25 protein-coding genes are annotated in these 20,859 nt (G+C 51.1%); 15 read left to right on the top strand and 10 right to left on the bottom strand.

The annotated features are described in order from the left end of the window. Window positions 1-93: 93 nt before the first annotated feature. The 7 genes from pyrC to ACN9MQ_RS08220 all read left to right on the top strand — a co-directional run bounded on the left by pyrC (window position 94) and on the right by ACN9MQ_RS08220 (window position 4,771). Complete coding sequence (pyrC, locus tag ACN9MQ_RS08250) at window positions 94-1,140, top strand: dihydroorotase (protein ID WP_032677867.1); 1,047 nt, start codon at window positions 94-96, stop codon at window positions 1,138-1,140. A 74-nt stretch (window positions 1,141-1,214) separates the two neighbouring features. Further along, the gene (gene dinI, locus ACN9MQ_RS08245) at window positions 1,215-1,460 is read left to right on the top strand and encodes a DNA damage-inducible protein I (RefSeq protein ID WP_020884687.1); all 246 of its coding nucleotides are present in this window, start codon (window positions 1,215-1,217) and stop codon (window positions 1,458-1,460) included. 273 nt (window positions 1,461-1,733) lie between these two features. Continuing rightward, entirely contained in the window at window positions 1,734-1,988 is a 255-nt protein-coding gene (gene bssS / locus ACN9MQ_RS08240; protein WP_008500827.1) for a biofilm formation regulator BssS, read from the top strand. Between the two features lie 116 nt (window positions 1,989-2,104). After that, the gene (solA, locus tag ACN9MQ_RS08235; protein ID WP_426021591.1) at window positions 2,105-3,223 is read left to right on the top strand and encodes an N-methyl-L-tryptophan oxidase; all 1,119 of its coding nucleotides are present in this window, start codon (window positions 2,105-2,107) and stop codon (window positions 3,221-3,223) included. Window positions 3,224-3,282: 59 nt separating this feature from the next. Then, entirely contained in the window at window positions 3,283-3,396 is a 114-nt protein-coding gene (locus tag ACN9MQ_RS08230) for a DUF2770 family protein (protein ID WP_032670549.1), read from the top strand. A gap of 228 nt (window positions 3,397-3,624) precedes the next feature. Then, window positions 3,625-4,191: a cytochrome b gene (locus ACN9MQ_RS08225; protein ID WP_032670551.1), complete on the top strand. Its 567-nt coding sequence runs from the start codon at window positions 3,625-3,627 to the stop codon at window positions 4,189-4,191. A 1-nt stretch (window position 4,192) separates the two neighbouring features. Further along, window positions 4,193-4,771 (top strand): YceI family protein, encoded by a 579-nt coding sequence (locus ACN9MQ_RS08220; RefSeq protein ID WP_020884691.1) that lies wholly within the window; start codon window positions 4,193-4,195, stop codon window positions 4,769-4,771. A 41-nt stretch (window positions 4,772-4,812) separates the two neighbouring features. On the opposite strand, the gene ACN9MQ_RS08215 is transcribed toward ACN9MQ_RS08220, so the two are convergent. After that, window positions 4,813-5,862: a rhodanese-related sulfurtransferase gene (locus tag ACN9MQ_RS08215; protein WP_020884692.1), complete on the bottom strand. Its 1,050-nt coding sequence runs from the start codon at window positions 5,860-5,862 to the stop codon at window positions 4,813-4,815. Window positions 5,863-6,084: 222 nt separating this feature from the next. Between ACN9MQ_RS08215 and ACN9MQ_RS08210 the strand changes: the two genes are divergently transcribed. The 3 genes from ACN9MQ_RS08210 to ACN9MQ_RS08200 all read left to right on the top strand — a co-directional run bounded on the left by ACN9MQ_RS08210 (window position 6,085) and on the right by ACN9MQ_RS08200 (window position 8,841). Beyond that, on the top strand, window positions 6,085-7,011 hold the full coding sequence (locus ACN9MQ_RS08210; RefSeq protein WP_014169534.1) for a Kdo(2)-lipid IV(A) acyltransferase: 927 nt from the start codon (window positions 6,085-6,087) through the stop codon (window positions 7,009-7,011). Between the two features lie 141 nt (window positions 7,012-7,152). Then, a complete protein-coding gene (gene mdtG, locus ACN9MQ_RS08205; RefSeq protein ID WP_040017130.1) occupies window positions 7,153-8,382 on the top strand; it encodes a multidrug efflux MFS transporter MdtG in 1,230 nt (409 codons plus the stop codon). An 84-nt stretch (window positions 8,383-8,466) separates the two neighbouring features. Then, window positions 8,467-8,841, top strand: coding sequence for a MysB family protein (locus tag ACN9MQ_RS08200; protein ID WP_020884694.1), 375 nt, complete (start codon window positions 8,467-8,469; stop codon window positions 8,839-8,841). 6 nt (window positions 8,842-8,847) lie between these two features. Here ACN9MQ_RS08200 and ACN9MQ_RS08195 read toward each other — a convergent pair whose 3' ends face one another. The 3 genes from ACN9MQ_RS08195 to mdoG all read right to left on the bottom strand — a co-directional run bounded on the left by ACN9MQ_RS08195 (window position 8,848) and on the right by mdoG (window position 13,231). Then, on the bottom strand, window positions 8,848-9,075 hold the full coding sequence (locus ACN9MQ_RS08195; protein WP_020884695.1) for a YceK/YidQ family lipoprotein: 228 nt from the start codon (window positions 9,073-9,075) through the stop codon (window positions 8,848-8,850). An 81-nt stretch (window positions 9,076-9,156) separates the two neighbouring features. After that, window positions 9,157-11,685 carry a glucans biosynthesis glucosyltransferase MdoH gene (gene mdoH / locus ACN9MQ_RS08190; RefSeq protein WP_032681268.1) on the bottom strand — a complete coding sequence of 843 codons (2,529 nt, stop codon included), beginning with the start codon at window positions 11,683-11,685 and terminating at the stop codon, window positions 9,157-9,159. Further along, window positions 11,678-13,231 (bottom strand): glucans biosynthesis protein MdoG, encoded by a 1,554-nt coding sequence (mdoG, locus tag ACN9MQ_RS08185; protein ID WP_025204472.1) that lies wholly within the window; start codon window positions 13,229-13,231, stop codon window positions 11,678-11,680. The genes mdoH and mdoG overlap by 8 nt, the downstream gene beginning before the upstream one ends. A gap of 255 nt (window positions 13,232-13,486) precedes the next feature. Here mdoG and mdoC point away from each other — a divergent pair, with 255 nt between their 5' ends. Beyond that, a complete protein-coding gene (gene mdoC / locus ACN9MQ_RS08180) occupies window positions 13,487-14,626 on the top strand; it encodes a glucans biosynthesis protein MdoC (RefSeq protein WP_014169528.1) in 1,140 nt (379 codons plus the stop codon). A 34-nt stretch (window positions 14,627-14,660) separates the two neighbouring features. On the opposite strand, the gene ymdB is transcribed toward mdoC, so the two are convergent. From ymdB to csgB, 5 genes are all read right to left on the bottom strand, one after another. Then, complete coding sequence (gene ymdB, locus ACN9MQ_RS08175) at window positions 14,661-15,203, bottom strand: O-acetyl-ADP-ribose deacetylase (RefSeq protein WP_050736627.1); 543 nt, start codon at window positions 15,201-15,203, stop codon at window positions 14,661-14,663. 106 nt (window positions 15,204-15,309) lie between these two features. Next, the gene (locus ACN9MQ_RS08170) at window positions 15,310-15,630 is read right to left on the bottom strand and encodes a hypothetical protein (protein ID WP_014169526.1); all 321 of its coding nucleotides are present in this window, start codon (window positions 15,628-15,630) and stop codon (window positions 15,310-15,312) included. 159 nt (window positions 15,631-15,789) lie between these two features. After that, complete coding sequence (gene csgC, locus ACN9MQ_RS08165; RefSeq protein ID WP_014169525.1) at window positions 15,790-16,122, bottom strand: curli assembly chaperone CsgC; 333 nt, start codon at window positions 16,120-16,122, stop codon at window positions 15,790-15,792. 59 nt (window positions 16,123-16,181) lie between these two features. Continuing rightward, window positions 16,182-16,637: a curli major subunit CsgA gene (csgA, locus tag ACN9MQ_RS08160; RefSeq protein WP_014169524.1), complete on the bottom strand. Its 456-nt coding sequence runs from the start codon at window positions 16,635-16,637 to the stop codon at window positions 16,182-16,184. Window positions 16,638-16,678: 41 nt separating this feature from the next. Next, complete coding sequence (gene csgB / locus ACN9MQ_RS08155) at window positions 16,679-17,134, bottom strand: curli minor subunit CsgB (protein ID WP_020884698.1); 456 nt, start codon at window positions 17,132-17,134, stop codon at window positions 16,679-16,681. 766 nt (window positions 17,135-17,900) lie between these two features. On the opposite strand from csgB, the gene csgD reads away from it, so the two are divergent. From csgD to csgG, 4 genes are read left to right on the top strand one after another with little or no spacing between them, the layout of a single operon-like run. Next, window positions 17,901-18,551 carry a biofilm master transcriptional regulator CsgD gene (gene csgD / locus ACN9MQ_RS08150; protein WP_020884699.1) on the top strand — a complete coding sequence of 217 codons (651 nt, stop codon included), beginning with the start codon at window positions 17,901-17,903 and terminating at the stop codon, window positions 18,549-18,551. Between the two features lie 4 nt (window positions 18,552-18,555). Beyond that, window positions 18,556-18,945: a curli production assembly/transport protein CsgE gene (csgE, locus tag ACN9MQ_RS08145; RefSeq protein WP_020884700.1), complete on the top strand. Its 390-nt coding sequence runs from the start codon at window positions 18,556-18,558 to the stop codon at window positions 18,943-18,945. A 23-nt stretch (window positions 18,946-18,968) separates the two neighbouring features. Next, complete coding sequence (gene csgF, locus ACN9MQ_RS08140; protein ID WP_020884701.1) at window positions 18,969-19,382, top strand: curli production assembly/transport protein CsgF; 414 nt, start codon at window positions 18,969-18,971, stop codon at window positions 19,380-19,382. A 26-nt stretch (window positions 19,383-19,408) separates the two neighbouring features. Continuing rightward, entirely contained in the window at window positions 19,409-20,242 is an 834-nt protein-coding gene (gene csgG, locus ACN9MQ_RS08135; RefSeq protein ID WP_014169519.1) for a curli production assembly/transport protein CsgG, read from the top strand. A gap of 43 nt (window positions 20,243-20,285) precedes the next feature. Here csgG and ACN9MQ_RS08130 read toward each other — a convergent pair whose 3' ends face one another. Then, entirely contained in the window at window positions 20,286-20,768 is a 483-nt protein-coding gene (locus ACN9MQ_RS08130; protein WP_074169989.1) for a DUF1097 domain-containing protein, read from the bottom strand. Window positions 20,769-20,859 lie beyond the last annotated feature (91 nt).

Here is a 20,859-nt window from a genome sequence, read left to right as displayed (position 1 = left end):
GAAAAGTGTGCAAACGAAAACGTTTCCGCTTATGATTTGTGTCCGGCAAAAACAGCCATCCGAATGACTGATTCCTGACAAGCCGGAGCTTCCATGACTGCACAACCCCAGGTTCTTAAAATCCGCCGCCCTGACGACTGGCATATCCATCTGCGCGATGGCGATATGCTCAAAACCGTCGTGCCTTATACCAGCGAAATTTATGGCCGCGCGATTGTCATGCCTAACCTGGTGCCACCAGTCACCACCGTCGATGCCGCAATGGCGTATCGCCAGCGCATTCTGGATGCCGTCCCGGCGGGCCATGATTTCACCCCGCTGATGACCTGCTACCTGACCGATTCCCTGGATCCAAACGAAGTGGAGCGCGGGTTTAACGAAGGCGTATTCACCGCTGCGAAACTTTACCCGGCCAATGCCACCACCAACTCCAGCCACGGCGTTACCAGCATTGATGCCATCATGCCGGTACTGGAGCGCATGCAGAAACTGGGTATGCCGCTGCTGGTTCACGGTGAAGTCACGCATGCCGAGATCGACATCTTTGACCGTGAAGCCCGTTTTATCGACACCGTGATGGAGCCCCTGCGTCAGCGCCTTCCCGCGCTCAAAGTGGTCTTCGAGCACATCACCACCAAAGATGCCGCGGAGTATGTCCGCGACGGTAACGAGCTTATCGCCGCCACCATCACGCCACAGCATTTGATGTTTAACCGTAACCACATGCTGGTTGGCGGTGTACGTCCGCATCTGTACTGCCTGCCGATCCTCAAGCGTAACATTCACCAGCAGGCGCTGCGCGAACTGGTTGCCAGCGGTTTCTCCCGCGCGTTTCTGGGCACGGATTCCGCACCTCATGCGCGTCATCGCAAAGAAGCAAGCTGCGGCTGTGCGGGCTGCTTTAATGCCCCAACCGCTCTCGCCAGCTATGCAACCGTGTTTGAAGAGATGAATGCCCTGCCGCATTTCGAGGCGTTCTGCTCACTCAATGGCCCCCGTTTTTATGGGTTGCCGGTCAATGAGACCTTCATTGAGCTGGAACGTAAAGAGAGCCAGGTTGAGGAAGCCATTCCACTGACCGATGACACGCTGATCCCATTCCTGGCAGGTGAAACCGTTCGCTGGACGGTAAAACGCTAAAAAATCAGTGCCCCTTGTTGTCAAACCGATAATATACCTGTATAAATAAACAGTATATTACACAGGGGGCATTTATGCGTATTGAAGTCACCATAGCCAAAACTACTGTTCTGCCTGCCGGCGCGCTTGATGCGCTTGCAGGCGAATTATCCCGTCGTATTAATAACACCTTTCCCGAAAACGATGGTGCCGTAACGGTGCGTTACGCGGCCGCAAACAACCTCTCCGTCATTGGCGGCGCGAAAGAAGATAAAGCGCGTATCACCGAAATCCTGCAGGAAACGTGGGAAAGCGCCGACGACTGGTTCATCACAGATTAACACTGCTCCCTCATTGTGTTTTTTTGCCGGGTCGCCCCGGCTTTTTTTTCGCCTGAAAATCCAGAAAGTTCAAATTAATTCGGCAACTTCTTTAAAAATCGTGAACAACATGGTGTTTTATTGTTCGAACAATCCTAAAAAGCAGAAAAATGTGTTGCTAGCTGTTTATTTTTCCCTTAGGAACCCTTATTACTTGTATACTGAAGTTGCTTCAGAAAAACATGCATTGAACCTCGAAGTCGTTGTCTTCTAACACGCATTATGGGGGTTATAATGGAAAAGAATAGCGAAGTCATCCAGACCCACCCACTCGTTGGCTGGGATATCAGTACCGTAGACAGCTACGATGCACTGATGCTGCGTTTGCACTACCAGACCCCAAATCAGCTGAACCGTGAAGAAGCGGAAGTTGGACAGACGCTGTGGCTTACGACAGACGTCGCCCGTCAGTTTATTTCTATTTTGGAAGCAGGCATCGCAAAAATAGAATCTGGCGACTACCAGGAAAATGAGTATAAACGGCATTAGCGTTTAGCCCACTTTTCACTCTACAGGCACCCTCGGGGTGCCTTATTTATTTCTCCCTTGTATAAGCCCCCGATGTTAATTACTCTGCTAACAAAGCGTTAGTTTAAGAGATGCCCATGAAATATGATCTGATTATTATTGGTAGCGGCTCCGTTGGTTCTGCCGCCGGATATTATGCCACCCAGGCTGGCCTCAAGGTTCTGATGATAGATGCCCATCTTCCCCCTCATTCAGAGGGAAGTCATCATGGCGATACTCGCCTCATTCGTCACGCCTATGGTGAAGGCGAGCGCTATGTCCCGCTGGTACTTCGCGCGCAAGCGCTCTGGGACGAACTGGCTAAACAGACTGAGGAACGCATTTTCGAACGCACGGGTATCATTAACCTTGGTCCTGCCCACTCTGATTTTCTCGCCAGCGTCGAACGCAGCGCGAAGACATTCAACCTGGACGTTGAGAAGCTCGACGCGGCGGGGATCATGTCACGCTGGCCGGAAATCACCGTCCCGGACGATTATGTTGGTCTCTTTGAAGCCCATTCTGGGGTGTTGCATTGCGAAACAGCAATAAAAACCTGGATAGCGCTGGCCGCGAAAGCAGGCTGCGCCCAGCTTTTCAATTGCCCGGTCGAGGCCATTAAACATGACGCTGACGGCGTCACGGTGACAACCCTGGACGGAGAGTACACGGCCTCCCGATTGCTCATCAGTGCAGGTACCTGGGTAACCCGTCTGCTGCCAGACCTGCCCGTACAGCCGGTGCGCAAGGTCTTCTCCTGGTTCCAGTCTGATGGCCGTTACAGTACGCAGAATAAATTCCCGGCGTTCACCGGCGAGTTACCCAACGGCGATCAGTTCTACGGCTTCCCTTCGGATAAAGACGCGCTCAAAATCGGGAAACACAATGGGGGACAAATTATCTCCTCTCCTGAAGAACGTAAACCGTTTGGCGCCTACCCACAGGATGGCTCTGAAGCCTTCTCGTTCCTGCGAAATATTTTGCCGGGCGTCGGTGGCTTACTCTATGGCGCGGCATGCACCTACGACAACACGCCGGACGAAGACTTTATTATCGATACGCTGCCCGGGCATGAGAACACATTGCTCATCACCGGTCTGAGCGGTCACGGCTTTAAGTTCGCGTCGGTGCTGGGTGAAATTGCCGCGCAGTTTGCCCAGGGTATTACACCGCAGTTTGATCTGAAGCCCTTCTCTCTTTCACGTTTTAACGGATAATCCACCACGGGCTTCGGACGTTCCGGAGCCCCTCTTCTTGTAACGGTTTGCGGGGCGCTATGCGCAAAGTTGTGGGTTTTCTCATCAATAATATTCGTGAGCATTTGATGCTCTATATCTTATTGTGGGCGCTGCTGGCCATCATTGATTTTATTTACATTGTATTTTACTGAAAGCCTGCCTGACATTTATTGACATTACTTTATATTTACTTAAGTTAGAACAATTCCTCAATTAGCCCTTTGTTAAGTCTTGCACGAAGACATTGAATTACCTTTGCGGATCATTTTCAAAACGGCTGAAATAAATAAAATAAAAATCAATATCGACTTATTTCAGTTGCAATATCATTCCTTCCCGTTCATTTTTACTGCTCTGTTTATTTGATAATGGTAATCCTGATGCAATTGCGTAACACCTCCCGGCGCTATGGAATAATATCCATAAGTTTGCACTGGATATTTGCTATTGCGGTCTATGCCATGTTCGGACTTGGCCTCTGGATGGTGACGCTCAGCTATTACGATGGCTGGTATCACCAGGCCCCGGAGCTGCATAAGAGCATCGGCGTGCTGCTGATGATGGGGTTGGTTATTCGCGTGATCTGGCGACACATTTCACCGCCGCCTGCCGCGCCAAAGACCCACAGTAAATTTACCCGTATCAGCGCTGTTGCCGCGCATATTACGCTTTATGCGCTGCTCTTCGCTCTTCTGATCAGCGGCTATCTCATCTCGACAGCAGAGGGTAAGCCAATAAGCGTTTTTGGCATTTTTGATGTCCCGGCAACGCTTGCCGATGCGGGATCACAGGCCGATATTGCCGGGGTGATTCACCTCTGGCTGGCATGGAGCGTGGTTATCCTGTCCGTGCTGCACGGGCTTGCCGCCCTTAAACATCATTTCATCGATAAAGACGATACGCTAAAGCGCATGCTTGGCCGCTCGTCAGTTGACTCTGGAGCTTAAAATGAAAAAACACCTGCTGGGTATCGCACTGGGTTCTCTGTTATTTACCACTGGCTCAGCCGTTGCTGCTGACTATAAAATTGATAAAGAGGGCCAACATGCTTTCGTCAATTTCCGTATTCAGCATCTCGGGTATAGCTGGCTGTATGGCACCTTTAATGATTTTGACGGCACATTCAGCTTTGACGAAAAAAATCCTGCCGCCGATAAAGTCAACGTGACCATTAATACCAACAGCGTCGACACCAATCATGCAGAACGCGATAAACATTTGCGCAGTGCGGAATTCCTGAACGTGTCTAAATTCCCACAGGCCACCTTCACCTCCACGGAAGTGAAAAAAGATGGCGATAAGCTGGATATTACCGGCAATCTGACGCTCAACGGCGTGACAAAACCGGTTACGCTGAATGCAAAATTAATGGGCCAGGGTGACGATCCGTGGGGGGGTAAACGTGCCGGATTTGAAGCCGCAGGTAAAATTCACCTGAAAGACTTTAATATTACTACCGATTTGGGCCCGGCATCTCAGGATGTCGAACTGATTATTTCCGTTGAAGGCGTTCAGCAGAAGTCTTAATAACGACGCCCGGCAGGCTTTCACACTGCCGGGCATCAGCCTTATTCAGGGTCGGGAATACCCAGTTTGGTGTTCAGACGGCCACGGGATTTATTAAAAATCTTGTTACCGTTTTCCCGTCCTGCACGACGACGGCGCTGCTCCTCTTCCGGCAGCATACTCTCTTCACTGCACAGTTCGCTGCAGCATCCGTTAAATTTCTCGGCACAGGCCGGACACTGAATAAACAGCAAATGACATCCGTCATTTTTGCAGTTGGTATGGGTATCACACGGCGTACCGCACTGGTGACAGTGGGCAATCACATCCTCTGAAATACGCTCGCCCATTCGTTCGTCAAAGACAAAGTTCTTACCGATAAAACGCACCGGTAAACCCTGCTCACGGGCACGACGGGCGTACTCAATAATGCCGCCTTCAATGTGCCAGACCTTATTAAACCCGTTGTGCTTCATCCAGGCGCTGGCCTTCTCACAGCGGATCCCACCGGTGCAGTACATCACGATCTTTTTATCTTTATGTTCCTGCATCATCTCAACCGCTTTTGGCAGTTGCTCGCGGAAGGTATCAGCCGGAATTTCCATCGCGTTTTCGAAATGCCCCACTTCATACTCATAGTGGTTACGCATATCGATGAACACCGCATCCGGATCGTCCAGCATCGCATTCACTTCCGCCGCTTTCAGGTATTCCCCGACATCAGCGGCGTTAAACGCCGGATCGTCAATACCGTCCGCGACAATGCGTTCACGCACTTTCATGCGCAGCACCCAGAATGATTTACCGTCATCATCCAGGGCAATGTTCAGGCGTACACCGTTGAGAGCCGGATCGAACCCGTAAAGCAGGTCGCGGAAGGCGTTTACTTTGCTTTCCGGTACGCTGATCTGGGCATTGATGCCTTCACGGGCAAGATAGACGCGACCGAAAACATTCAGCGTCGTGAAGGCCTGATAAAGCGCATCGCGGGTCGCTTGTGGATCGTTGATGGTGAAGTATTTGTAGAATGAGATTGTCGTGCGCGGTTCGGTTTCAGCCAACATACGCGCCTTTAACATCTCATTCGAAACGCGGTTGTGTAACACTGGCATGGTGTACAAGTCCTGCAATCGTTAGAGAGAATGAAAAATCGGTCGGCATCATATAGCAAACAATGACAATTTACATCCACACAATTTACGCTACATTTCACACACCCTAGTTAGTCAGACTTAACAATTGCTGCATTCGTACACGTTTCGAAGACAGACATTTTGGCTACGCCTCAAAAAATGAGACAATAGCTAAACAGGACGTTAGAACACAGGAAAGACATGACCCAGTTACCGAAATTTACTGTCGCCCTTTTGCATCCCCGCTATTGGTTGACCTGGCTTGGCATTGGTTTTTTATGGCTAATGGTCCAACTCCCTTACCCTGTGATTTTCCGTGTGGGCAAATGTGTGGGTCGTATTGGTCAAAAATTCATGAAACGCCGCGCCAGGATTGCCTACCGCAACCTTGAGCTGTGCTTCCCGCAGATGAGCGAGGCGGAACGTCATGAGATGGTTACCAGGAATTTCGAATCCGTTGGCATGGGGCTGATGGAAACCGGTATGGCGTGGTTCTGGCCAGACAAACGGATGGCCCGCTGGAGTGAAGTCACCGGGACAGGTATGGAGCCTGTGCATACGCTTCAGGCCAATAAGACAGGCGTACTGCTGATTGGCGTGCATTTTCTGACGCTGGAGATCGGTGCGCGTATGTTTGGCATGCAGGCACCCGGTATTGGTGTTTATCGCCCTAACGATAACCCGGTGATCGATTTAATCCAGACCAACGGCCGTATGCGCTCCAACAAAAGTATGATCGACCGGAAAGACCTGAAGGGGATGATCCGCGCGCTGAAATCAGGTGAAGTGATCTGGTATGCCCCTGACCACGATTATGGCCCGCAATCCAGCGTATTTGTCCCGTTCTTCGCCGTTGAAGAGGCGGCCACAACCACCGGTACCTGGATGCTGGCGAAAATGTCCAAAGCCGCGATCGTCCCGTTTGTCCCGCGTCGCAAGCCGGATGGCTCAGGCTACGAGTTAATGATGCTCGAGCCGGAACTCGCGCCGCCGCTGGACGATGCGGAAACGACCGCTCGCTGGATGAACAGAGTGGTTGAGAAATGCATCATGCTCGCGCCGGAGCAGTATATGTGGCTCCATCGTCGCTTCAAAACGCGGCCAGAGGGTATGCCGTCGCGCTATTAATTTTCCGTGCGGCCATCAGGGCCGCACGCTCATTTAGCTTTAAAAGCGCCTCCGCATTGCAGCGATCATAACCCAGGCGCATACTTAGCAGGCTTATTACTTCAGGCCTATGGTGCTCTGCACCTCATTATGCGGATTGTTATGTCACCCTCAGATGCCCCCATAAACTGGAAGCGTAACCTCACGGTTGCGTGGCTTGGTTGTTTTCTCACCGGTGCGGCGTTTAGCCTGGTGATGCCCTTCCTGCCGCTTTACGTTGAACAACTTGGCGTCACCGGTCACAGTGCGCTCAATATGTGGTCTGGCCTGGTCTTCAGTATCACCTTTCTCTTTTCCGCGATTGCTTCGCCCTTCTGGGGTGGCCTTGCCGATCGCAAAGGACGAAAGATCATGCTGCTGCGTTCGGCACTGGGGATGGCCATCATCATGGCGCTGATGGGCCTTGCGCAGAACGTCTGGCAATTTCTGATTTTGCGCGCGTTACTGGGCCTGCTGGGGGGCTTTATTCCTAACGCAAATGCGCTCATCGCCACCCAAATTCCGCGACACAAAAGCGGCTGGGCGCTCGGCACGCTCTCCACCGGTGGCGTGAGCGGCGCATTGCTGGGACCGCTGGCAGGCGGACTGCTGGCGGATAACTACGGCCTGCGTCCGGTCTTTTTCATTACTGCCAGCGTCCTATTTCTCTGCTTTATCGTCACGCTGCTCTGTATCCGTGAACGTTTCACCCCGGTCACTCGAAAAGAGATGCTCCACGCACGGGATGTGCTGACCTCGCTTAAAAATCCCAGGCTGGTGCTAAGCCTGTTCGTAACGACCCTGATTATTCAGGTAGCAACCGGGTCGATTGCCCCTATTCTGACGCTCTACGTTCGCGATCTGGCCGGTGACGTCAGTAATATTGCGTTTATCAGCGGGCTTATCGCGTCGGTGCCCGGCGTGGCAGCGTTGCTCAGCGCCCCGAGGCTGGGAAAACTGGGGGACCGCGTGGGCCCGGAAAAAATCCTGATATGCGCCCTGGTGATTTCCGTTCTGCTCCTCATTCCGATGTCGATGGTACAAGCACCGTGGCAGCTTGGCCTGCTGCGTTTCTTACTGGGAGCGGCAGACGGCGCGTTACTGCCTGCGGTTCAGACTCTGCTGGTGTACAACTCAACGAACCAGATAGCCGGCCGCATTTTTAGCTATAACCAGTCATTTCGCGATATCGGCAACGTCACCGGACCGCTTGTCGGAGCTGGGATTTCCGCCAGTTTTGGTTTCCGCGCCGTGTTTATCGTCACCGCGGGCGTGGTGTTGTTTAATGCGGTTTATTCGTGGTTCAGTTTATCGAGGGCTTTACGACCGGTCGTTAATAAGACGAACGCGTGACAGCTTATTTTTGCATTCATACTTGCAGAACCCGATATTCAGCTATTCTTTCCCTGAAACCTTCAGGAAAACAGGGAGACACCAATGACCATGTACGCCACACTGGAAGAAGCTATTGATGCCGCTCGTGAAGAGTTCCTCGCCGATAATCCCGGCGTTGAGGAAGAAAATGCTGACGTGCAACAACTTAATATCCAGAAATACGTTCTGCAGGACGGGGATATTATGTGGCAGGCCGAATTCTTTGCTGATGATGGCGAGGAAGGAGAATGTTTGCCGGTCCTGAGCGGAGAAGGTGCGCAGGCCGTCTTTGATGGCGACTATGACGAAATCGAACTACGGCAGGAATGGCTTGAAGAAAACACCCTGCACGAGTGGGATGAGGGCGAATTTCAGCTCGAGCCGCCGCTGGATACGGAAGAAGGACAGACCGCAGCCGATGAGTGGGATGAGCGTTAATTTCCCCTATTCATAAGGGCCGTGCTGAGCGTCGATCGGCAACAATAGCGTATCGAATACCAGTGAAAACGGTAAATCGAGCACGGTGAGATAGCGCCACGCTGAGTCACGTACATCCCATTTTACCCCGGGGTAGTACTGATTACCGTGGCCTTGCCCTGGAATGGTGCGGCTGATGATGCTGCCACAGCCGCTGAGTAAACACGCCATCATCACGGCGAGGATTATTTTCATCAATGACCTCTAAAAAAATACCGGCTTTTCAGCCGGTATTTTTATTTGCCGGGTAGCGTAACGCCGCCGGGCACAGAAGGCTTACTTCGCCTTCAGCGCGAGTGGATTAATTTTAATCTCTTTATAGTGGCTGACCCACGAAGAGTATTTTTCCGGCGCAGACCACACACGGTAGTGAAGGCGTGCCATCGTAACCGGATCGCTCAATAGCACCAGACGACGGTCGCGGTTGAGTTTTTCCGGCGTATCGTTCAGCGCCTGCTCAACGTGACGATCGCGGGCAATCTCCAGTACCTGGCTTGCACGGTGACGCGCTGTCGCCATGGCCGTCGCCAGAGCGTTAAATGACGGGTTAAACACCGCGTGCATAAAACCATCTTCCAGCGAACGTTTGCGGTTCTGCTCAAGATACGTGTCGGTATCCACCAGCACCTGTGGCGGCGAATACTCTTCCGGGATCAGGAACAGTTTCCAGCGTTTGGTACGCAGCCCCACCGTTGAACGGCTCGAAATCACTGACACAAACGGTGACAGGATCAGCGAGAAGACAATCGGTGCCAGCCAGAACAGGAAGCGCAGATCCAGCCAGGCCATACCTGCCGCCCATACCAGACCCAGCAGCAGCTGCGAGCCATGACGCATGAAGGCTTCCCCCCACGGCGTGGAGTCATCATCACGCTGCGGTGAATTCCAGACCACTTCCCAGCCGAGGAACGCGCTGACCACAAACACGGTATGGAACAGCATACGCACCGGTGCCAGCAGCACGGAGAACAGCACTTCCAGCAGAAGCGAGAGCGTCACGCGGCAGAAACCACCGTACTCTTTCGAGCCTTTGCACCAGATCAGAATGATACTGAGCAGCTTAGGCAGGAACAGCAGTACCATGGTGGAGGCAAACAGCGCAATCGCCAGCTCCGGACGCCACTGCGGCCACACCGGGAACAGCTGGCGCGGTTGCAGGAAGTATTGCGGTTCCGTCAGAGCATGCACCACCTGTAACGCAGTAGAGAGCGCAAGGAACATAAACCACAGCGGTGCGGAGAGATAAGACATTACGCCAGTCAGGAACACAGCACGGTGAACCGGGTGCATCCCTTTTACGAGGAACAGGCGGAAGTTCATCAGGTTACCGTGACACCAGCGGCGGTCACGCTTGAGCTCATCCAGCAGGTTCGGCGGCAGCTCTTCGTAAGATCCCGGCAGGTCGTAGGCGATCCAGACGCCCCAGCCAGCACGACGCATCAACGCCGCTTCCACGAAGTCGTGCGACAGTATAGACCCCGCAAACGAACCTTCACCCGGCAGCGGAGCCAGCGCACAGTGCTCAATGAACGGCTTCACGCGGATAATGGCGTTGTGACCCCAGTAGTGAGACTCACCCAGTTGCCAGAAGTGCAGACCAGCGGTAAAGAGCGGCCCGTAGACGCGGGTTGCAAACTGCTGGCAGCGCGCATAAAGCGTGTCCATACCGGACGCTTTTGGCGAAGACTGGATAATCCCCGCGTTCGGGTTGGCTTCCATCAGACGCACCAGACCGCTCAGGCAGTCGCCGCTCATTACGGAGTCAGCATCGAGCACGACCATGTAGCTGTACTGATTCCCCCAGCGACGGCAGAAGTCATCGATGTTCCCGCTTTTACGTTTCACGCGACGACGACGACGGCGGTAGAAGATCTGGCCTTCACCCTGTACTTCCGCGATCAGTTCCATCCAGGCTTTTTGCTCGGCAACGCAGATGTCCGGGTTGTAGCTGTCACTCAGGATATAGACGTCAAAATGCGCCGCGTTACCGGTTGCCTTTACGGACTCCCAGGTCGCACGCAGACCCGCAAATACTCGGTCAACGTCTTCGTTACAGATAGGCATGATCAGCGCCGTACGGTGCTCAGGATTAAGGGGTTCATCCCCGACCGTTGAGGCTGAAATGCTGTATTTGTCCCGCCCCATCAGCAGCTGCAGGAAGCCCATCAGCGCGGTCCAGAAACCGGCTGACACCCAGCAGAAAAGAACGGCAAACAGCAGAAGAATGCCGCTCTGCAGGATATACGGCAGCAGCTGCATGAAGGAGACCCAGATATCCTGGCCCATCATGTCTGCAGGGTTGATAAGCGCCCAGCCCTGGTAAGGCAGAATGGTTTTCATGTACCAGGTAGCGACCACGGTCTGCGCCAGCGTCAGTAACAGCAGAATGTAACGACGAATGGTCCCCACGGTCCGCCATTTCTGTTCGGAGGCCTGCTCTTCTTTCGTCAGGCGCGACAGATAGCGCGGCGTAACATCACGCCCACGCAGGCGATCCCAGAAGCGGCCAACCGGGTTGGTGCGCCACGGGTCAGGGAACATCGAGGAACGCGTGGCTTTCGGCATTGCCTGAAGCTGATCGCGTCCTTCGTCGTCTTTAATCAACTGCCCTTCTGCCAGCGAGTCTGGCCATGCCTGCTCCAGACGCGCCTTTACTGACCCCAGCGGCGTATCATCGTCACGAGAAAACGGACGGTGTTCGCCATCCAGCGCGGTATGCACCGCGCGGATGTCGCTTTTAGGCAGCGCCGCTTTTTCAATGTCCGTCAGCGGCATGGCATCAATATATTCAGATGTATTATTCATTGGCAGGTAGCTGATAGCTCCAGGTTTCACTCAGCGGCTGATCGTTACTGACCAGCGCAGCACGCATTTCAGTGGTCTGTTTCGGATCTTTCACTTTCACGCGCAGCGTCAGACGCCAGCCTTTCGTTACCGGGTTATAGCGTACGGTGTTCTCAACGATTTCACCGTTATCACCGATGCTGGCCTGAGCCGCAACGGCAGTATCCGGGGACAGTTTTTTCATATCCTGGCCCGCGAAGTCCACAACAAAGGCCACGGTGCCATCAGGCTGACGGATCAGGTTAGACTGCTTCACATCACCCGTAGAACGGCGAGTCTGCATGACGTACGCGTTATCCGGCGCATGCAGTTTGTCTTCGTCGCGGCTAAAGGTAATGGTGTATTTGAAGTTCATCTCTTTACCGGCTTCCGGCAGCTGATCCGGCGTCCAGTAAGCAACGATGTTATCGTTGGTTTCGTCATTGGTTGGAATTTCAACCAGCTCAACCTTACCTTTACCCCAGTCACCTTTCGGCGTGACCCAGGCGCTTGGGCGCAGGTCATAGCGGTCATCCAGATCTTCAAATCGGGAGAACTGACGGCCACGCTGCAGGAGGCCGAAACCTTGCGGGTTTTCCATCGCAAAACTGCTAACAGCCAGATGTTTCGGGTTATTCAGCGGACGCCAGATCCACTCACCATTACCTGCATGAATAGAAAGACCGTTGGAATCGTGCAGTTCCGGGCGGAAGTTCGTCGCCGGTGACGGCTGATTCGGCCCAAACAGGAACATACTGGTCAGCGGTGCAACGCCCAGTTTGCCGACTTTATCGCGCAGGTAAACTTTGGACTGCACGTCAACGACCGTGTCACGGCCAGGCATAATCACAAAGCGATAAGCACCGGTCGCACGCGGGGAATCCAGCAGTGCATAAATAGTCAGGCGTTTGTCGGTTGGTTTTGGACGTTCAATCCAGAACTCGCGGAAACGCGGGAACTCTTCACCTGATGGCAGCGCGGTATCAATGGCGAGGCCACGCGCAGAAAGCCCGTACACCTGCCCTGCCCCGATCACGCGGAAGTAGCTGGCACCGAGCATGCTGACGATTTCGTCGTTTTTATCTTTGCTGTTGATCGGGTAAAGCACCTTGAAGCCAGCGAAGCCCAGGTCTTTAACCGTATCTTTATCGTGCTGAACATTGCCAAAATTGAAGTAATCCGGGCTGTACTTGATTTTACGTACCGCGGTCGCCGTCACTTCATTAATGGCAACAGGCGTGTCGAAGTACATTCCCTGATGATAAAACTCAAGCTTGAACGGGGTTTTAATGTTGTTCCAGTACGCTTTGTCATGGTTGAACTGGATCTGCTGATAGTCCGCATACTTCATGTCGCGGAAAACGGAGGGCAAGTTACTTTTTGGCGCTTCGTAGCTCTTGCCTGCCATCGATTTTGCCTGTTTTGCGACATCGTCGATGTTAAAGGCCAGTGCCGATGAGGTATACAGAGATAACACCACTGCAGCACCCAACCAACGCATTTTCATCATCTGTGGTTTATGTTTCATAATAAGTAAGCACTTCCCCCTTTGTGTGCTTATATCGATCCGATCCATTTTAATGGAAACTCAGGCAATCCGACAACATTATCACTGCTTTGTTCAGCTCGCTGGCTCATGGATTAAGCAAATGAAAGAACCCGCTTTTCACTTTGCGTGCTTATCCTGGAGACAGGGTGTCGGTCTTGGTGTAGGGTTGGCTTCGAATGTAACCATTATGAGTCTTAGGGATAAGGCGAAAAGTCTGAGAATGCACAAAGTTATATGAGCTCAACACCTGTAGAACGTGAATATTTCCTCGACTCGATCCGGGCATGGCTGATGCTGTTGGGGATCCCCTTTCACATTTCACTGATTTACTCCAGCCACACCTGGCATGTGAATAGCCAGATGCCTTCCTGGTGGCTCACGCTGTTTAATGACTTTATCCATGCCTTTCGTATGCAGGTGTTTTTTGTCATATCCGGCTATTTCTCCTACATGCTGTTCTTACGCTACCCGGTAAAACGCTGGTGGAAAGTGCGCGTGGAGCGTGTGGGCATTCCGATGTTGACCGCCATTCCCCTGCTGACGTTGCCGCAGTTTATTATGTTGCAGTACGTCAAAGGCAAAGCGGAGAACTGGCCAAATCTGACGCTGTATGAAAAGTACAATACCCTGGTCTGGGAACTGGTGTCTCACCTGTGGTTCCTGCTGGTCCTGGTGGTGCTCACCACGGTCAGTCTGGTGATTTTCAGCCGCCTGCGCCATCGCCTGAGTACCCAGGCCGATACCTTCTTCGCCAATATTACGCTGGGTAAACTGTCTCTGCTCTTTTTGCTGCTGGGTATCGCCTATGCGGCCGTGAGACGCACGCTGTTTATCGTGTATCCGCCGATACTGAGTGACGGGCTGTTCAATTTCGTCGTGATGCAGTCGCTGTTTTACATCCCCTTCTTTTTAGCCGGTGCGCTGGCATTTATTCATCCCAAACTTAAATCGCTGTTTACCACCCCGTCGCCATGGTGCGCCCTGGGTGCCGCTATCGCGTTTGCGGCCTATCTGTTAAATCAGCGCTATGGCAGCGGCGATGGCTGGATGTATGAAACAGAAAGCGTGATCACCATGCTGCTGGGCCTGTGGATGGTGAATGTGGTCTTCGCGCTGGGACACCGCTTGCTGAACTTTAAGTCCAGCCGCGTGACCTACTTCGTCAATGCTTCACTGTTTATTTACCTGGTGCACCACCCGCTGACGCTGTTCTTCGGCGCTTATATCACGCCACATATTGCGTCCAACACGCTGGGTTTCTTTACCGGACTGGTCTTTGTGATTGGGATTGCCATCGTGCTCTATGAAATCCATCTGCGGATCCCGCTCCTGCGTTTCCTCTTTTCAGGGAAACCGCAGGCTAAAGCCTCATAAACAAACGCGGCGCAGTGAGTGCGCCGCGTTTGTTTTAGCCCTCTAAATCCTGTCCACGTTGCGTGAGAAGCCGCTGATAAAGGTGCGTGGTTTCTTCGTCGAAACAGACAAAAATCACCTTCTCAGGCATCGGCTTGAGGGAGAGGTATCGGTAAACGGTCTCTACCGCGATCGTGGCAGCGGCAGGTTTTGGATATCCGTATACCCCAGTGCTGATAGCCGGAAAAGCCATCGTCTTATAGCCGTTATCCGCTGCCAGGCGCAGGCAGTTGCGGTACGCCTCCTCCAGAATACTCGCCTCATGCCGATCGCCGCCATGCCATACAGGCCCCACAGCGTGAATCACCGCTTTGGCAGGAAGATCTCCCGCGAGGGTAATCACCGCATGACCCGGAGGACATTCACCCTGCTGCTGACGCACAGCTTTACAGGCCTCAAGGAGCTGCGGTCCTGCAGCCCGGTGGATTGCGCCGTCAACACCGCCCCCGCCCATCAGTGATGGATTGGCCGCATTAACGATCACGTCGACGTGCATCGTCGTAATATCGCCATGAATGACTTCAATTTGCGGTTTCATACGTACCCTCTGCTACCCGCCTTTTTCTTAAGTGTATCGCAGAGGAGGTATGGATAAAAAACTATCGGGGAAAAACCTCTTCCGCCGGGGAGCGGAAGAGCGAGAATTAACGATACTGAATTTGAACAACCGCGAGCGTTTTTTCGGGATTAAGGTACTTCATGCTGAGAGTTGCGAGGCTGGAATCGTTGACCTGACCGTTAAGTACATCTTCATAGCTGACCCTGCGCGTTTGCATCCGATTATTATCCGGGCATGTCATTGCAAACGCGTCATGATGCGGTGTGACCACGCAGGGGTCTGCGACAATAGCGCCGCGAAAATGAATCACACCACCGTCGACAATCGTGGCTGAAAAAGCGGGAGTAATAAATGCAGAGAGGATCAAACCTAAACCATAAACCCGTCGGGCTAAATATTTGGTCACTATATGTACTCCTCAATGAAAGTCGTCCTTGAGGGGTAAACGCGCTCCGTTAGGGCAAACAAAGCATCACGTTATGGAACAGCACTGCACAGCTCCTGATAACAGCATAGCTCAACCGCGCACGCCCGCCATATCCACAACGTCTTGATTTCATAATCATTAGAGCGCACTTCCCGCCGGGGACCATTGCTGTGATAAATGAAGCGATTTCCCGTCAGAGACGGTGACAGTAATGTTCACCTTGTCTCCGGAATCTATATTTAAACTCAGCCTCATTAAATCAATCGTCTGATTAGCGGGAATAAAAAGTGTGTTTTGTTGCCGTGAAGAACTTTGCCCCCCCTGCCCCTGTCGCAAAGAGACAATCTGCACCTGACATTCACACGGTTCCGTCAGAATAACCTGCGGAATAATGGTGGTCATATTTCCCTGTTGCGATGTTTTAAACGTGATCTGACTGGAAAGCGCCGCGAGGAGAATTAAGGTATTCATGATGAACTCCCGAAAAAAAACAGGGCAAATGCCCTGTTTTTTGTAGCACAGACTGGAAATTAATACTGATGTGCAGTCGCGTGGTTGCCAAAACCAACCTGCTGAACAGTCACAGTGGATCCGGATGCGGTTTGATCAACAGCAGCACCGTTGCCACCACCGTACTGGCTAACGTTCATCACCGAGTGGTTACCATTCCACTGGTCAAGCGTTGCGCTGTTACCGAAACCATTCTGAGTCAGACTAATTGAGCTGTCATCAGAGCCCTGACCAACGTCAGCACCGTTACCGCCGCCACTCTGATTAATGGTCAGTGTGGAATTTCTCGCACTGGTTTGCAAAGCGAGAGCCGAGTTACCGCCACCGTACTGGTAAATGCTCAGCGTTGAATTTGGACCACTGTCATGACCACCATGGCCATGCCCGTTACCCCAACCGCCTTGATTAATACTACCGGCCATAGCACTACCAGAAACTACGATTGCTGCAATTGCTGCCACTTTGATAAATTTCATGGTAAACCCCCATCGGATTGATTAAAGTCGCCGCTAAATAACTAACGCTGAATAACGCGAATCGCCATTTGCGACTGTCTCTGCACTACAACTGCGGTTTTCTGCGTACCGTACTGCGTAATATTTGCTCTATTACCCGACCCTTTTTGGATAATTTTCGCACTATTACCATATCCATCTTGCGTAATACCTGCATCATTCGCGCTACCGCTCTGATCGATCCACGCAATATTATAAGTCCCTGATTGATCAACTCTCGCTCTGTTGCCTGCTCCATCCTGAGAAACAATGGACAATAATTTTGACCCGTCCTGGCGAACCTGAGCATCATTTAACATGCCCTGCTGACCAATAATGGCTGCCTGATTTAATGATGAACGACTTAATTCATTAACCGTGAAGTTATATTCAGCGTTAGCCAAATCTGAATCAGCCGCGATTACAAATCCAGGCGCACCCAGTAATGTAAACATCATAAATAACGATGTATTTTTCATGTTGTCACCCTGGACCTGGCTATTTGATAACGCCATAACCTTGTTACTGTGACTTCGTGTTAGAACGACTCGTAATTTGTTAACGCGTCGTTACGGTGATGAGTATGTCTGCCGAAACATTTTAAATATCTCACCCGCGTGGCTTATTTTTATTTATCACGTCACCTCAAAGTAGTAATTCCATGCAAAAAAACGTTATAGACCGGGGTTCTTATTTTTCTATTAAGCTTTTCTTAATAATCGATTACGCAGCGGGACGAGAGGGGTAAAGCCCCCATGCAACGGACGCTAAACGAAACGCCAGGAGGACATTTTACACAACACGTGACACGAGACCTGTTTTCTTAAGACGCAGCACCGTTCATTACAGGACTTAGAAAATCTCTGTGACTCATACCTCTTTACGGGAAGAAATAAATAATTAATATTCATAAAAATCAAATGATTATAAATATTTGTATGATTTTTAAAATCTGTGCAGGGTTATTTATATGTACAACTTTCTTATCATTCCACAACATTTAAAAGAGTCCAATTTCACAAATTAATATTGATTTTTACATCCTGTTACACGTTTAACACTTGCTTTAAAGTTAGTAATAGCTAGATTGAAATCAGATGTACGAAATTTGTTTTATATTTACCTCCTGCTGGAGGTTATGGTTTTTTTCTTCACACAGCAGTGCAACATCTGTCAGTACTTCTGGGGTCCTCTTTTTTATCTGGAGGACCGCTGTCAGGTGTCATAAAAAAGTGGGGTTTCATCATGTATAATGAAGTCCAAAGTTTACATGGTCATACGTTACTGTTGATCACAAAACCTTCGTTGCAAGCGACCGCTTTATTACAACATTTAAAGCAATCGCTGTCTCTGCACGGGAAATTACATAATATTCAACGTTCTTTTGATGATATTGCACCTGGCAGTATCATTCTGATTGATATGATGGAAGCGGATAAAAAGCTTATCCATTACTGGCAAGATAATTTAAGCAGGAAAAACAATAATATCCGCGTGTTATTATTGAATACCCCTGATGAGTATCCCTTCAGAGATATTGAAAGCTGGCCGCATATCAATGGTGTGTTCTATATCACGGAAGAAGAAGATCGGCTGGTCGAAGGTCTGCAGGGTATATTGCGCGGCGAGTGTTATTTTTCGCAAAAACTTGCCAGCTACCTCATCACGCACTCCGGAAATTACCGCTATAACAGTTCAGAGTCAGCGCTGCTAACGCACCGTGAGAAAGAGATCCTGAACAAATTGCGCATTGGTGCTTCAAATATTGAAATCGCCCGTTCGTTATTTATCAGCGAAAATACGGTAAAGACGCACCTTTATAATCTTTTCAAGAAGATAGCTGTTAAGAACCGAACTCAGGCTGTTTCATGGGCAAACGATAACCTCAGGCGTTAATCAAATGAAACGCACGTTGAGTTGGATCGCCGCAGCGAGTTTCATGCTCGCTGCCGGGAACGTACGGGCCGTCGAGGTCGAAGTTCCCGGATTGTTAACAGACCACACTGTCTCCTCGGTCGGGCACAATTTTTATCGTGCATTCAGTGACAAATGGGACAGTACATTTACTGGAAATATAACAATCAACGAGCGGCCCAGTGCACGATGGGGAAGTTGGATAACAATAACGGCTAATCAGGACGTTATTTATCAAACATTTTTATTCCCCACGAAAATAGACTTCGATAAAAACGTAGCCTTAGCACTGGCTCAATCAGAAGATGCTATTAATCGCCTGCAAATTGATAAAGCGCTATTAAGCACCAGCGATTTAGCAAAAGACGAATTCTAGCGAACCTATATCCGGAGGCTGTCATGCGTATTGCATATGCAGTTGTTTCGATAATGCTAATAACCCCTATAAGCTGGGCCGGAAATATGACGTTCCAGTTCCGTAACCCTAACTTTGGCGGTAATCCCAATAATGGGGCGTTTCTGTTGAACGAAGCCCAGGCGCAAAACTCCTATAAGGATCCCAGCTTTAAGGATTTTAGCGTCGATACCCCATCGGCACTGGACAACTTCACGCAGGCTATCCAGTCGCAGATTTTGGGAGGGTTGCTGACCAACATTAATACCGGCAAACCCGGCCGAATGGTGACCAACGACTTCATTGTCGACATCGCCAACAAGGACGGACAACTCCAGTTGAACGTTACCGATCGAAAAACCGGGAAAACCTCCACCATTCAGGTTTCCGGTCTACAAAGTGATTCAACGAACTTTTAAACAACAACGAAATAAGGACAACGATCATGCAGCGCTTCCTGATATTTGTTGCAGTGTGCTTATTGAGCGGTTGTTTAACTGCTCCACCTAAAGAAGCTGCAAAACCAACATTAATGCCTCGGGCTCAAAGCTATCGTGATTTAACACATTTACCTGCGCCGACCGGTAAAATATTTGTCTCGGTTTACAACATTCAGGATGAAACGGGACAATTTAAACCTTATCCGGCAAGTAACTTCTCTACGGCAGTGCCACAGAGCGCCACCGCCATGCTGGTGACCGCCCTGAAGGATTCGCACTGGTTTATTCCTCTGGAACGTCAGGGTCTGCAGAACCTGTTAAATGAACGGAAAATTATTCGCGCTGCGCAGGAAAATGGCACCGTTGCAAATAATAACCGCATGCCGCTGGAATCACTGGCCGCGGCGAACGTCATGATCGAGGGATCGATTATCGGTTATGAAAGCAACGTTAAATCGGGTGGGGTGGGCGCGCGTTACTTTGGTATCGGTGCTGATACGCAATATCAGCTCGACCAAATCGCCGTTAACCTGCGTGTCGTCAACGTCAGCACGGGTGAAGTGCTGTCTTCGGTAACGACCAGCAAAACCATTCTTTCTTATGAAGTGCAGGCCGGGGTTTTCCGCTTCATCGATTACCAGCGTTTGCTGGAGGGTGAAATCGGGTATACCTCTAACGAACCGGTCATGATGTGTCTGATGTCAGCCATAGAAACCGGAGTAATATTCCTGATTAATGATGGTATCGATCGTGGATTGTGGGACCTGCAGAACAAAGCAGAGGCGCAAAACCCGATACTGGTTAAATACCGCGATATGTCAGTGCCTCCGGAATCCTGACAGGAAGCGCATAAAAAAGGCGAGATCATCATCTCGCCTTTTTTTATTCACTTACCGCACTGATGTTTTGCGCTTTATCCCGTCTGGCGGCCAGCCAGAGGCCGCTGTTCTTCATGGCATAGCCAAACACCAACCCCAGCATTAGCGAAGGAAGCACCAGCGCCCAGTCCCCCTGCCCTGCAAACGTCGCGCATGCGCCCATAAAGGTACCGGGTACAAACGACAGCAGCATATGCTTTGCCTGGATACACATCAAAAACGCGACTACGCCGGTCATGATATAGCCCAGGATCTCCAGATGCGGGGCCAGCGCGCTGCCCTTCATAATCACGAGTGCCCAGATAACACCGCTCATCAGGGTACAGCCAGAGATAAAAAGCCCTTTTACGCCGCCCTGCGGGCAGGCAAAGTAGGCCGTACAGCCCAGAAACCCGGCCCAGCTGAGCAATCCGAGAGAGACCGCCACCCATCCCCATAGTCCGGAGAGAATGCCTGTCGTTAATGCGATACAAAGTAATATGTTCATGGCGCGCATCTTAGCAGAAGCGCGCCATGGAAATGAGATCAGATGCACATTACGTGCAAGATGAAATGTATGGTTGCAGAATTTATGTGAC

It is taken from the genome of Enterobacter sp. R-25 (assembly GCF_049913205.1).
Taxonomy (GTDB): domain Bacteria; phylum Pseudomonadota; class Gammaproteobacteria; order Enterobacterales; family Enterobacteriaceae; genus Enterobacter; species Enterobacter ludwigii.
This window is presented reverse-complemented; position numbering and strand designations above follow the sequence as displayed.